Here is a 12959-nt window from a genome sequence, read left to right as displayed (position 1 = left end):
AATTTAGTCGGTTAAAGGGCTTTTACAAATAAAAACAACATTAGATTATCCATCCCCCAAGATCTGTAAAAAGTGGGTCTTGAATAACGCTAATATCTAATACACATTCCTATGCAGAACTGTCCAATAATATCCATGATTTGCATTCACTATTTAAATTTATTAGGATATAATAAAGTTATATGTTGTGTTTCTATTTTTAGGAAAAAGGAGGCCATACATAATGGGTACAGTCCTAATTTTAGGTGTGATGGTGGCATTTTTAGTTTCAATTTTCACAGCGGGCTATGATGATAAGCCTGGTAAGCACATTAAATAATATGCGCTAACACAAAAAAAAACTGCGAGAGTCTAACTCCCGCAGTTTTTTTATCGTTTATCTAAACCTTTTTCTTGAACAAATTGCTTCATGTACATTCTCTTTTTACGCTCAAACATACCAGCAATCTGACTTGTCCAAGTATCATCACGCTTACCTGCTGTTCGCTCTTTATAGTAAGCAGAAATCACCTCATTGTATGCTTGTAATTCTTGAATATATATGTCCTTGTCCTGTTCATATTCATTTTCATGATAAATATGGTTCATTGGTAGACGCGGCTTTTGCGCATTCCTTTTCGCTGGGTACCCAACTGCTAGTCCGAATAATGGTATCACATGATCAGGTGTTTTTAATACTTCGCTTACTTCTTGAAGTTGATTCCGTAAGCCACCAACATAACAAATGCCAAGACCCATGGATTCAGCTGCTAAGCTTGCGTTTTCGGCTGCTAAAGCTGCATCGATTAAAGCCACCATAAATTTTTCCGTACTTTCAATGGACTCAGTTAAATCTATCCCTTCTAGTTCTGCAATGACTTCATGACGATGAAGATCTGCGCAAAACACAAAGAAATGCCCACTGTCTGCAACAAACCCTTGGTTTCCTGCCAATTCGGCCAACTTTTCCTTCTTCTGTTGGTCGGAAACACCTATAATAGAATACGCTTGTACAAAACTTGAAGTAGAAGCAGACTGAGCGGCTGTCACAATCTCCTTAATTTGCTCTTTCGTTAAACGTTTATCCTCAAAATGGCGTACTGAACGATGGTCTTTCATCAATTGAATCATTTCATTCATCATCTCATCTCCCCTATGTAAAAAAAATTAGTATATAAAAAGAAGATCTTGCCAAATGTAAGAGCAGACCTTCTTATTCACGCTAGCTCATTCGTGGATATCCTTGCTGACGCAGGGCTTCATAAATCAAAATAGCTGCTGTGTTTGATAAATTTAGTGAGCGCATATGCTCATTCATAGGTATTCTTAAAGCGCGATCAAGATTCGCTTGAATAAATTCCTTTGGTAAGCCAGTTGTTTCTCTTCCAAAGATAAAGAAGTAATTTTTTGATTGATCACTATAATCAAAAGTAGTATGCGGTTGTTTCCCATGTTTTGTTAACAAGAAAAATTCGCCGTCTTTATTTTTCTCTAAAAATTCTTCTAACGAATCATAATAAACAATATCTACATACGTCCAATAATCTAAACCCGCTCTTTTTAACATCTTATCATCCGTTGAAAACCCTAATGGTCGAATTAAATGAAGCGTTGTATAAGTAGCTGCACAAGTACGAGCGATATTACCTGTATTGCTTGGAATTTCTGGTTGATATAAAACCACATTCACTGACACTAACTGTTCACCTCTATTATAATATCTCGCTCTTATTATACACTTCTTCAGCTCATTACGAAAGGTAAGTGCTAGGCATCATAAATCGTAAAGAATTTATATTTAATATTTTCAGTATAAGCGGTAGAGTCTTCATAATCCCAATAGCGTTTGCGACTATTAGTCGTATGGGCATTTACAAGCGGCATATTCTGTTCATCTTTAGCCGTCACAATCGTCGTATGGTCAAAACGACCATCTCCTTGAAAATCATAACAAATGACATCTCCTAGCAATAATTCCTCAGGACGCTCCACTTCTTTCGCTCGTAATCCAATTGTCGAGTTAGCTAAATGAATACGCATAGAATGAGCTACACTCCAACTATAGCTCCAATTTTTACTGCGCATCCACCACCCCGTTCCTCTAGCAGGAAATCCGCGCATCGGGGCTCCTCCTGCATGTAGACATTGAGAGATATAATTCGTACAATCGACATCAAATGCATGAAACTGTGGATTATGGCTATTCCACCATTTTTCTGCGTATTGTACCGCTTTTCTGCGGTCAAAATGAAATGGATAAGATGAACGCGAATCTTCCTCTAAGATATCAACCGTGTCTTGATCATAAAGAACCAACTTTTCTTTATCCTCAACGAGCGTTTCTTTATAAAACTCAGCCACTCGTTCTTCCACCTCTTCTTCAATATAAAAAGTCTTTCCTTGCTTAATTAAATATTGAAAATGCGCCTTATACGAAATATATTTACTATCTTCTTGAATGTGCGGCTCTCCTTTGATTTTTCCAATTGCCTTTGCCTTTACGATACTTGCTCCCCTTTTTTCTAAACTTCTTTTTTTATTTTTTATCTTCATACAAGTATGAATAGATTCTCTCTCATTGCTGACACATTGCCTGACTCTTTTTTCTAATAGTTCTTGCAATTGTTCTTTCATCGTATCACTCCCTCCATTAACATGCATATGTTCATAAGAGGGGTTTAACGATAAAAAAAGAGAAAGTAATCGCATTACTTTCTCACATACTACATAATAGGATTAAACATCTTTAAACCTTTTTCGATTTCTTGTTGGACTTCATGATCCTCTTCTGTAGCTTGCATTGCTTGTAAAGCTTTTTCTGCCTCTTCGCCTCCAATTTTCCCTAATGCCCATGCTGCTGTTCCTCTAATTACTGGTCGTGGGTCTTTTTTCATTAACATGATTAAATCTCCCACAGCTGATTCATCCTTAAAATGAGCTAGAGCGATAATACTATTTCTCTGAATAGGTTTCCTCCCTCTCCACGAACCAGAAAGACGACCAAACTTCTCCTTAAACTCTCTATTGCTCATATGAAGTATCGGTTTTAACAAAGGTTTGACAATTTCTGAATCTGGCTCCATTTCTTCATGAAAATGAAAATCCTTGCCTTTATTTTCTGGACAAATCGTTTGACAAGTATCACAGCCATAAATTCGATTCCCTAATTCTTCGCGAAACTCATCGGGCATAAATCCTTTTGTTTGCGTAATAAAGGAAATACAACGTTGCGCATTTAGTTGCCCGCCTTGAACGAGTGCACCTGTAGGACAAGCATCAATACATTTCGTACAAGTCCCACACTTTGACTCTAGTGGCTCGTCCGGTTCAAAAGGAATATTTGTGATGGTTTCACCTAAATAGACGTAAGAGCCGAATTCAGGTGTAAAGATAGAACAATTCTTTCCACTCCACCCTATACCCGCTCGCTCAGCTACAGCACGGTCAGATAAAGCACCTGTATCGACCATTGATGTAAATCGGACATCAGGAACAAGCTCTTCCAAGTAGGCTTCTAACTTACTTAGACGATCCTTCAACACTAAATGATAGTCATCTCCCCAAGAAGCACGGCAAAAAATACCTCTTCTCTCACCCGGTTTACTCACTACGCGCTCTCTCATCTTTGTTGGATAAGCTAGGGCAATACTAATAATCGACATCGGTTGATCCATCAATAACGCAGGGTTGACTCTCTTTTCTATATCAGGCTCTTCAAAACCTGATTGGTATCCGAGCTCTTGTTGTTTCATTAATCTATTCCGCAAACCATCAAAAGTTGATGCAGTGGTAAATCCAATCTTATCTATTCCAATCGTCTTACTATAGCGAATGATTTCTTCTTTTAGTTCAGCTATATTCAAGGATTATTCACTCCTCCTTGGTTTTCCATGTGATTCATCTTCCCTCTCATGATAAACTAGTTATTATAAAATCAGGAGGTGTAAACATTGGTAATCAACATTTCAAAAGATTTAAAGACCTTATTCCCTCAATTCAAAATAGGCATCATTACATACAATCATATCACTATATCAGGTTCTCCCCAAATGGTAAAGGGCCGCTTACAACTCTTTCAAGAGTCATTATTTTTTGATCTTGAAGAAAAGAATATAACTGAATTTGCAGGGATAAAAGAATGGCGAAGTATTTTCAAACAAACAGGTAAAGACCCCAACAAATATCGTCATTCTGCTGAAGCAATGTATCGAAGAATTAAAAAACAGAACTACCTACAGAGCATCAACAGTGCCGCTGATATTAATAATTTTTTCTCATTAAAATACGAAGTCCCGATTGGCATATACGATTTAGATTGTATCAACGGAAATATTGATGTGAGAATCGGAGCTGATGGAGAAGTTTACGGAGGATTAAACGGACGTGATAATTCACTAAAAAACTTAATTATTTTAAGTGATTCACTTGGGCCATTTGGTAGTCCATTTGTAGATTCTACTAGAACAAATGTTAATGAACAGACAACCAATGCATTACAAGTCGTCTTTTTAAGACATTCAATTGAAACAGTTGAGGCACAAGCACTGCTCAACTCACTAAAAGATATGTTTATCCAAGTTCATGGAGGTAATGGTCAAGTTGAGGTAATAGTTTAAAAAAATAATATCCTATTTTTCTACAGCATTAAATTTGGCTATAGAAAAAATGCACCCCACTTGTTAGATTGTGTCTAGCAAGTGGGGTGCATTTCACTCTTATTTTGTTCGATTTTTAAGTCTATTATTTCTTAGCCATTAAATATAGAAAATACGGCGCCCCAATAAATGATACAATTACTCCCGCTGGTATGCCAATCGTATCAAGTAAAACTCTGCCAACCGTATCTGCTGAAAGTAAAAGTAAGCCCCCAAACATTGCCGCAACAGGCAAAAACAACTGATGTCTAGGACCGACTAAGCTTCTTGCAATATGGGGTGCTAACAAACCGATAAATGCTATACCACCACTAACGGATACTGACGCAGCTGCCAAGGCCACGGAAGCCAATAACAGTATATACCTTTCCTTATTCGTTTTAACTCCAAGACCTACAGAAAGCTCTTCATTTAAAGCCATCGTATTTAGCGTATTTGATTTAAAGTAAATGAACGGGATTAATATTGCAAGCCAAGGAAGGAGAGCAAAGACAAATAACCAATCATCTCCCCATATTCTCCCTGCAGCCCAGTTGGCGAAGAAATCATACTCTTCTCTAGCCATTTTAGAAGCAAGAGTTAACAATGCACCATTTATAGCAGCAGCTAATCCTACACCAACTAAAAGCATTCTACCAGGTTGAATGCCCTCCCCTCTCTTGTAAGAGAGAAGGTAAATGAATATAGCGGTAATTAATCCTCCAATTAAAGCGAATAGTGGCAACAAATATAAATGATTGCCTGTACTATTTCCAAATAACAAAACAAAGAAAACGACAAACAAACCGGCACCTGAATTAATTCCTAGTATTCCCGGATCTGCTAACGGGTTCCTCGTAATACTCTGTAATATTGCCCCCGACAAAGCTAAACCCATGCCTGCGAGCACCGCAATCAGTATCCTCGGCAATCTAAAGGTAAATAAAATCAGGTTTTCCTTCGCCGTTCCATTACCAAGTAATGTTGGCAAAAGACGATCGGGACTTAAAGAGGCAAATCCTGTTGCTACACTAATTGTAAAGATAAGCAATAGTAACACGAACGTCGAGATAATGATAATAATTGAACGTTTAAAGTGGCGGGCACTAATCATATTAATGATCTCCCCTTTCTTGCAAGGTACAAGAAGAAAGGTAGGCCAAGTATTGCTACAATTGCTCCCATTGGTGTTTCAAAAGGAGGATTAACCATTCTTGCTGCCGTATCGGCTAAAACTAAAAACACACTACCTATTACGGCTGAACACGGAATAATCCATCTATAATCCGTACCGACTAAAAATCTCACGATATGAGGAATTAATAAACCAACAAAAGCAATCGCCCCAACAAGAGAAACCGCGGCACCTGCTAATATAAGAACAACCGTCATGAGCACAGCCTTAACAATAAAAGTTCTTTGCCCTAAGCCTTTAGCCACATCTTCTCCAAAGCTTAATACAGTCAAACTTCTTGAGAGCATGATGGCAATTATAATACCGAAAAGTACTGTAGGTGTAACAATTTGCAACTGTGCCCATGTTGTTCCTGAAACGCCACCAGCAGTCCAAAAGGCAATACTTTGTGATAATTTATTTATAAGTGCTATCCCTTCTCCAATCGATGAAAGAAATGCAGTAACTGCCGCACCAGCTAACGTTATTTTTAGTGGACTCATCCCACCTCTTTTCATTGCGCTAAATCCAAATACTAAGCAAGCAGCAATCCCTGCTCCAATAAATGAGAATAACATAATAATCATATAATTTGTATTGCCTACATACGAGAAGGCAATCGCTAGTCCTAAACTTGCACCTGCATTTAAACCTAGTAAACCCGGATCTGCTAAAGGGTTTTTTGTCATTCCTTGCATAATGGCACCACTAACAGCAAAAGCCGCGCCGACAACAGCAGCTCCTAGCTCACGAGGTAATCGTATACTTCTTATAATTTGGTGGTCTTCGTTTCCTTGTTCATAAGCAAATACAGCTTGCCAAACATCTGCAAATGAAATACTCGCTGCTCCAACCGAAATAGCCAAAACTAAGCTACCTACTAAAAGTAGGCAGCTTAGTGCTAGAATAATAGAAGCAATTGCAGGACGTGCATATATTTTCTTTTCCTTTGCTTCATTAAAAGTATTATTTTTCATTATATTACTTAGCCCCAAGTAAATTTTCAACGATAAATGCTAATTCTTCTTCCAATGAAATGGGATCATTGAAATAGAAAGAAGAAGAGTCAAATGTAAACACGCGGTCATTTTCCACTGCTGGGATGCCTTTCCAAACATCTGTTTCAGTAAAGGAATTATCGGCTCCTTGTCCATCTCCTAGGAAAATATAATCTCCAGCATATTTTGGTATGACTTCTGAAGATATAGCTAAGTACCCTGGTCCAAATACTTCTTCTTCTACCGCTTTAGGTGCTTTTAAACCAAGTGCTTGATAAATGATTTCTGTTCCGCGTCCCCAGTTCTCACCATACACATACATGTCTTTACCAAATGTCTCAAATACCATAATAGTCGCATCATCACCAATTGCCTCTTTTACTTTCTCACCTTCAGCAGCTGTCTTTTCTTTCCACTCTTCCACCCATGCTTGTGCTTCCTGCTCTTTTCCTAACACCTTACCTATTTCAAGGTGTTGATCTAAATAGCCATATTTTTCATAAGTTAATGTGACGGTTGGCGCGATTTCTTTGTATTTATCTAAATTTTCGTCAGTTGAATATGCAATAATTAAATCTGGTTCTAATTCTAATAATTTCTCTACATTATCTGCTGTAATGACTTCAGAATCTTTCAGTTTATCACCATAAAATTTGTTCGCTTTAGACCACTCATCTATTGCTACTGGCGTAATCCCTAATGATAGAACATTACCAGTGTAAGCCATAGATGCTACTCTTTCAGGATTAGCTGGTAACTCCATTTCTCCATTTTCTGATTTATATGTAAATGTTTCTTTTTCCGTTTCCTTACTGCCTTCACCTGACGATTCATTCCCACCATTTCCGCAAGCTGTTAAAACTAATAATAGAATAAAAAATAAAAATACCAATTGCTTTTTCAAGTTCTCCATCCACCTTTAAAATAATAATCATTCTCAATTATAGTCAAAAAAAGAAGCAAATCATTAAACGACTTGCTCTTGAACTACCATCCTACTATCAATTAAATCATAAGTTAAGCAGATTGGTTTTTGTGTACGTGGATCAATACCAATTTCTGCATCAATATTAAATACTTCTCTTAAAATCTGCTTATTCATAACTTCCTTCGCAGCACCATTTTTAATAATTTTGCCTGCTCTCATAGCAATTAAATAATCAGCAAACCTTGCTGCATGGTTTAAATCATGAATAACCATAACAATTGTTCTATTTTCTAACTGATTAAGCTCTTTTAACAGTTCTAATACTTCCAATTGATGACACATATCTAAATATGTAGTCGGCTCATCTAATAAGATTATATCAGTCTCTTGAGCCAAAGCCATCGCGATCCATACTCTTTGCCGCTGTCCACCAGACAATGCATCTACTTCTCTATCTTTAAATTCTGCAATTCCTGTTACTTGGAGTGCCCAATCTATCACCTGGCGATCTTTTGCTGTTAATCTCCCCATACCCTTTTGATATGGAAATCTTCCATAAGATACTAGCTCTGAAACCGTTAAGCCTTCAGGAGCATCAGGAGATTGAGGAAGAATGGCCATTTTTTGTGCAATCGCTTTTGTCGATTCCTTACTGATTTGCTTTCCATCAAGATATACAGACCCAGCTTTGGCTTGGATAATTCTTGCAATCGTCTTTAAGACAGTCGATTTACCACAACCATTCGGCCCAATAATAGCCGTAATCTCACCGTCTGGTATCATCATGTTTAAGTTCTTCACAATCTCTCTATCACCGTATGCAATTCTTAAGTCTTCAGTAAATAATCTAGACAAGGTCATTCACTCCATCCGAACATTTTAGATCATCATCATGTCATTGATAATGATTATCAACTTCAAAGAAAATTTTATCTAATAAAAGCTATCCTGTCAACCATCAATACGAAAAGTTTTCATTTCCACCATATTTCTTGTTAACCAACCTGTATTCTGCATATATTTTTTAAGGAGAATGCATTTCTCGTTACTGAAGCCTTTCATCCATTCTCTTCACTCATTATGCACTTCGTTAAGGTTAGTAAAAAACAACAAAACTAATCACTTCAACTAAAAAAACTGTAGACAATCTGCTAATAAATAGAGATTGTCTACAGTCCTTTACTTCCATATAAGCGGGTGAAGGGAATCGAACCCTCATCATCAGCTTGGAAGGCTGAGGTTTTACCACTAAACTACACCCGCAAATACCGGTGGTCGGGATATAAGAAGTTTGATAAACACTGATTTTACAATGACTCGTGATGAGTTTGTGTAAAATTTGTGTAAATGATTTTTACGTTTGTAAATTATTTAACGAGATGACTTTTCGTTTTATTGTATTACATCATGCCGCCAGTAGTCTGCTAGAGTGTAATATTGTTAACATGAGGTGCAAAAAGTGCGGTAAGTCAACGTTTTGGATATTATTTACTGTAACATCTTTAACGGGATTTACCGTTTTTTATGGGATTGCGTTAGCAATTTGTTAGCATTTAAAAGATAAATTAAGATCTAATACAGCTTCAATCATGTTAAAGTTTTTCTTGATTCAACTAATTTATTGTCTATATGTAATTCAGTCAAATAGTATAACAACCTACTTTCACAAATCACTTCAACTTTTTTGTCTTCTAGTTTTCCTTTCATTGATGTACCAAATGGAGTCACGAAGATATGTTTATCTTGAAAGACACCATTAATCAAAAGCTTCATACCCATGCCATCTTCTTCATAACTTATTTTGTTGCCTTCATATAAAAATTCAATTTTTTCTCCAAATGCTTCTTCCTTTCTATTGAAAAATATTAAGAAGAAATAAACCAAATCTATAAATCATTTTGTCTTTCACCAAGGCTATTTAAATATTACGAATTTCATTAATCTTATTACCATAAGAAAAAAGCATCTAAATCAGCATCATTTTTTAAGATTTTTTGCTCATGCACACCTAACTCAACTGCTAAATTTACTGAAGCAGCAGCTAGAACGGCTGAATTTACATGAACATCGAACGCTGCTTCAATAAGTGAATTATAATGAGCATATTTTGTGTTTATTTTAGAATTAATGTCCTGATACGCTTTATCTACCTTTACTAAAATAATAGATTCTGTGTAGGAATCTAGCATTTTCTTTTCTTTAATTCCTGTTCTCTCGTGCCTAATTTGTCTTTTGCAAATCCCCAGACGAAATTTGCTGTAACTGTACCAATAACAGAGCCTAATACTGGAATAGGTATTAGCATTTGTCCTATTGCTCCACCTGTAGCTGCAATACCTGCTTCAATACAAAGGATTTGACCTTGTGTGACAAATTCATCCATAGAGATTTGGTGCTTATTTAAATCCGCAAGTAAAGATGATAACCCCATGGTTGCACTTGTAACAGCACCTGCAAACGGAGCTGACAGAGAGGTTAAATTAGTTAAAGCGTATATACTCCCAGCAGTAACACCACCTTTGGCACCTGCACCTGCAGACCTTATACCGACTTCCTTCCAATCATCTTTATTAAAATCCTGAATTTTTTTCCCATTTTTCACCTTAGTATAAATTACTGTATTTGTATTTAACGAAGCTGCAATGGCTGCTGCTGTACCAGCAACTTTAACTCCTTCACCAATTGAAGGTCCTTTTTTAGCCTCAATAGATTTTGTTTTTTCACTTGCATCTTTTTGAATTTCATCTTGAATTTTTTGATTCTCGTCAACAATTTGGTCCTGATGTTTTGATACCGTTTCCCAAGCTGTACCTAATTGAGCTTCACTATAATTTGAAACAGACGGTTTTACGATTTCTTGAAAACTTCTACCTGTCTGACGCTCTAGTTCTTCTACCTTTTGAAGAATGGCACGAATCGATTTATCGTTTAAGTTACTAGGATTTTGGCCTGATCTAATAGCTTCAATAACCTTATATTGATCTTTTGGTATAGAGTTATTCATGGAACTATCTTGATACTTACCATAATGATCAAGTATATGTTTAAGTGTGTTATTTGAAACATTGATAAATTTAGATTGATACTTTATACCATCTAATATGAAGTCCTCTGGTGCAGTACGAGCCACTCCATCAAATGTAGCAACTTCACTTTGACCTTTTAAGGCCGCCCAAGCATTTCGAACATTAACTTCTAGATGTTCTGCTACTTCGCCATGTTTCGTTTGTTCAGAACTTAGTATATTCTTTGGCTCTGAGGGAACATATGTTTCAATGCAGTTTCAAAATTTATATTTTGCTGTTGCTAATTAACCAATTTTTCTTTACGATTTGATCTAACTGTTTAGCGATGGATAGACTTTGCCATTGGTTAAACCCATCCACTCCAGCTGCAGTTATTTGGTCTTTCCAAACATTTGTGGACATCTTACTTACCAAGCTTTCTGTGTTATTGATTATGGCTCTTATTAAATTACGTTCATCCTGTGAAAAAGCTGTGAAAGACTTTACATTTTTCGTTTTACTAATAAATGCAATCAAACTTTGCTCTAAGTTCGTAGCCAATGTTTGTGTAGTAGATTTTAAATTGGTAATCTCTTTAGATGTAGCATCAAGAACTCTAGTAGACTTTACAATTTCAACTCGTTCCTTATCTGCTTTGATGGCCGCTTCCTTATTCTTTTTACTTGCAAAGAAACCACCTGCCGCTAAACTAGCTGCACCAATCCCCCAACCAATAGGACCTGCTAATGCTAGTAAGGCACTTCCCCCGGCCATTCCGCCACCACCTGCAGCTAAAGCTCCACCACCTAACCAAGCTAAAGCCGCATTAGTAGCTGCTGCTCCTGATAAACCAGAAATAGCTGCTCCTGTTGATGCAGTTCCAAAAGTAGTAGCAATCGCCATTGCTGCTGTTGGAGCAAGTGCCGCTGTAGCTACTCCTGCTGCAACACCCGCTGCTGTACCTCCACATGCTAACTTAATCATTTCTTTCTCATCATATGAGGTTTCGCTAAGTGCCTTGAAGCTTGCAAGATTTACATGGACTTCTTCGAAGGTTTTGTCAAACTCCTTTGGAGTATTAGCCAAAGTATTTATATAATCTTCTACTTTTTGAATTACATCTTCTGCATAAGTTCTTACATTATGTAATTTAATTGCATTATTTTGTAATTCCTTAGAGGGTTTCTCATATTTATATACAGCATTTTGTAGTTTTCTTACCGCTTCTTTTTTTAATGAGCTATTTAACATTAAATATCTCTCCTATTCTTATAGATACAAGGTCAAAATATAAAGTCTTTCTCTTTAAATTTATTTATTAAGCTAGCTTAATCCTTTTAGGCATAATTTCTTTATAGTATTAACGGTTTTCACTTCCACCGCCCCAAATTGCTCTCCCACCTGTATGTGCAGTTTGAGCATGAGTCTCTTCATCTACTAACTGCAAAACACCCGGTTCCTCATTATGATGCCAAGTGTATCCTTCAGGTGTTCGTCCGTCTGCAAGACCTTGAATATCAGCTTGTGAGAAACCTAGTTCATTGGCAAGGTTTGGATTCTCTGAAATACCTTGAAGCAATGTATCATTAGCTACTTTAAAGTGTACATCATCACTTTCTAAATACAATTTTTCCATAATCACGACATTGAAGGTTTCATCAAATATAGGGAATGTACCTCCAATAACTTGTCCATTAGGTAGATCAACTGTTTTTTCAACAAAAGCTACTCCTGTTTCTGGATGTTCATACCAGTTTAAATGATCATTTCTAGTTTCAATTTCCTCTGCTTCAACAATATCTGCCCCATCTACTAAATCTACTATACCAATAGCATGGCCTGACACAGATACTACTTTTCCAAGATTCTTCAACCCTTTTATTGCTTGCTCTTTATCTCCGCTTGTAAATCCTTTATAGGTGCTTCCAGCATTATTAACAGTGTATTTTAGGGCAGAACCAATTCCCTTTATCGTTTTACCTGCTGAATCCTTTATATCATTTAATCCCTTTTGTTTATAATTCTCATCTTTTTTAATAGCACCATATGTACCTTGTACCGCACCATCAACAAACTGTCCTGCATTTTCTAAAGCTATTTTAGAAGCGGATTGAACACTTTCTCCAACTTCCTCTAACCATTCACCAGAGCCTTTCCATTTACTTCCTACAGCTTTTCTAGCTACTTTAACAGTGCCACCAATAACCCCTCCACCGACAGTTCCAACACCTTTTCCAATTG

The 12959-nt window shown here is 36.8% G+C and carries 14 protein-coding genes and 1 tRNA gene; 1 reads left to right on the top strand and 14 read right to left on the bottom strand.

Annotated features, from left to right (window positions below):
* Positions 1-369: 369 nt before the first annotated feature.
* The 4 genes from nfsA to queG form a co-directional block, all read right to left on the bottom strand.
* Entirely contained in the window at positions 370-1119 is a 750-nt protein-coding gene (nfsA, locus tag MHI57_RS23000) for an oxygen-insensitive NADPH nitroreductase (RefSeq protein ID WP_095373493.1), read from the bottom strand.
* Positions 1120-1201: 82 nt separating this feature from the next.
* The gene (trmL, locus tag MHI57_RS22995) at positions 1202-1675 is read right to left on the bottom strand and encodes a tRNA (uridine(34)/cytosine(34)/5-carboxymethylaminomethyluridine(34)-2'-O)-methyltransferase TrmL (protein ID WP_095369981.1); all 474 of its coding nucleotides are present in this window, start codon (positions 1673-1675) and stop codon (positions 1202-1204) included.
* 71 nt (positions 1676-1746) lie between these two features.
* Positions 1747-2613 carry an amidase domain-containing protein gene (locus MHI57_RS22990; RefSeq protein WP_095369982.1) on the bottom strand — a complete coding sequence of 289 codons (867 nt, stop codon included), beginning with the start codon at positions 2611-2613 and terminating at the stop codon, positions 1747-1749.
* An 89-nt stretch (positions 2614-2702) separates the two neighbouring features.
* The gene (gene queG, locus MHI57_RS22985; RefSeq protein ID WP_340978313.1) at positions 2703-3842 is read right to left on the bottom strand and encodes a tRNA epoxyqueuosine(34) reductase QueG; all 1140 of its coding nucleotides are present in this window, start codon (positions 3840-3842) and stop codon (positions 2703-2705) included.
* Positions 3843-3929: 87 nt separating this feature from the next.
* Here queG and MHI57_RS22980 point away from each other — a divergent pair, with 87 nt between their 5' ends.
* On the top strand, positions 3930-4595 hold the full coding sequence (locus MHI57_RS22980; protein ID WP_095369984.1) for a B3/B4 domain-containing protein: 666 nt from the start codon (positions 3930-3932) through the stop codon (positions 4593-4595).
* Positions 4596-4719: 124 nt separating this feature from the next.
* On the opposite strand, the gene MHI57_RS22975 is transcribed toward MHI57_RS22980, so the two are convergent.
* The 10 genes from MHI57_RS22975 to MHI57_RS22930 form a co-directional block, all read right to left on the bottom strand.
* Positions 4720-5727, bottom strand: coding sequence for a FecCD family ABC transporter permease (locus MHI57_RS22975; protein WP_095369985.1), 1008 nt, complete (start codon positions 5725-5727; stop codon positions 4720-4722).
* The gene (locus MHI57_RS22970) at positions 5724-6764 is read right to left on the bottom strand and encodes a FecCD family ABC transporter permease (protein ID WP_095369986.1); all 1041 of its coding nucleotides are present in this window, start codon (positions 6762-6764) and stop codon (positions 5724-5726) included. The genes MHI57_RS22975 and MHI57_RS22970 overlap by 4 nt, the downstream gene beginning before the upstream one ends.
* A 4-nt stretch (positions 6765-6768) precedes the next feature.
* Entirely contained in the window at positions 6769-7689 is a 921-nt protein-coding gene (locus MHI57_RS22965) for an iron-hydroxamate ABC transporter substrate-binding protein (protein ID WP_307318270.1), read from the bottom strand.
* Positions 7690-7752: 63 nt separating this feature from the next.
* Entirely contained in the window at positions 7753-8568 is an 816-nt protein-coding gene (locus MHI57_RS22960) for an ABC transporter ATP-binding protein (RefSeq protein WP_095369988.1), read from the bottom strand.
* A gap of 337 nt (positions 8569-8905) precedes the next feature.
* Positions 8906-8976 (bottom strand) — tRNA-Gly (locus MHI57_RS22955).
* 324 nt (positions 8977-9300) lie between these two features.
* Positions 9301-9486, bottom strand: a complete 186-nt coding sequence (locus MHI57_RS22950) for a hypothetical protein (protein ID WP_340978305.1) — start codon at positions 9484-9486, stop codon at positions 9301-9303.
* 173 nt (positions 9487-9659) lie between these two features.
* Positions 9660-9902, bottom strand: a complete 243-nt coding sequence (locus tag MHI57_RS22945; RefSeq protein WP_340978303.1) for a hypothetical protein — start codon at positions 9900-9902, stop codon at positions 9660-9662.
* Entirely contained in the window at positions 9896-10843 is a 948-nt protein-coding gene (locus MHI57_RS22940; protein ID WP_340978301.1) for a hypothetical protein, read from the bottom strand. Before MHI57_RS22940 ends, MHI57_RS22945 begins: the two co-directional genes overlap by 7 nt.
* Before the next feature lie 160 nt (positions 10844-11003).
* On the bottom strand, positions 11004-11969 hold the full coding sequence (locus MHI57_RS22935; RefSeq protein WP_340978299.1) for a hypothetical protein: 966 nt from the start codon (positions 11967-11969) through the stop codon (positions 11004-11006).
* 109 nt (positions 11970-12078) lie between these two features.
* The gene (locus tag MHI57_RS22930) at positions 12079-12564 is read right to left on the bottom strand and encodes an HNH endonuclease (RefSeq protein WP_340978297.1); all 486 of its coding nucleotides are present in this window, start codon (positions 12562-12564) and stop codon (positions 12079-12081) included.
* Positions 12565-12959: the final 395 nt, after the last annotated feature.

It is taken from the genome of Cytobacillus sp. FSL K6-0129 (assembly GCF_038007625.1).
Lineage (GTDB): Bacteria > Bacillota > Bacilli > Bacillales > Cytobacillaceae > Cytobacillus > Cytobacillus kochii.
The sequence above is the reverse complement of the archived record's forward strand: the minus strand, read 5'-3'. Positions and strand labels throughout refer to the sequence as shown.

Excerpts from the sequence above, each read along its gene's own strand:
- MHI57_RS22935 (WP_340978299.1), bottom strand. The coding sequence starts at position 11,969 with ATGTTAAATAGCTCATTAAAAAAAGAAGCGGTAAGAAAACTACAAAAT.
- MHI57_RS22970 (WP_095369986.1), bottom strand. The coding sequence starts at position 6,764 with ATGAAAAATAATACTTTTAATGAAGCAAAGGAAAAGAAAATATATGCA.
- MHI57_RS22945 (WP_340978303.1), bottom strand. The coding sequence starts at position 9,902 with ATGCTAGATTCCTACACAGAATCTATTATTTTAGTAAAGGTAGATAAA.
- MHI57_RS22990 (WP_095369982.1), bottom strand. The coding sequence starts at position 2,613 with ATGAAAGAACAATTGCAAGAACTATTAGAAAAAAGAGTCAGGCAATGT.
- MHI57_RS22950 (WP_340978305.1), bottom strand. The coding sequence starts at position 9,486 with ATGAAGCTTTTGATTAATGGTGTCTTTCAAGATAAACATATCTTCGTG.
- MHI57_RS22975 (WP_095369985.1), bottom strand. The coding sequence starts at position 5,727 with ATGATTAGTGCCCGCCACTTTAAACGTTCAATTATTATCATTATCTCG.
- nfsA (WP_095373493.1), bottom strand. The coding sequence starts at position 1,119 with ATGAATGAAATGATTCAATTGATGAAAGACCATCGTTCAGTACGCCAT.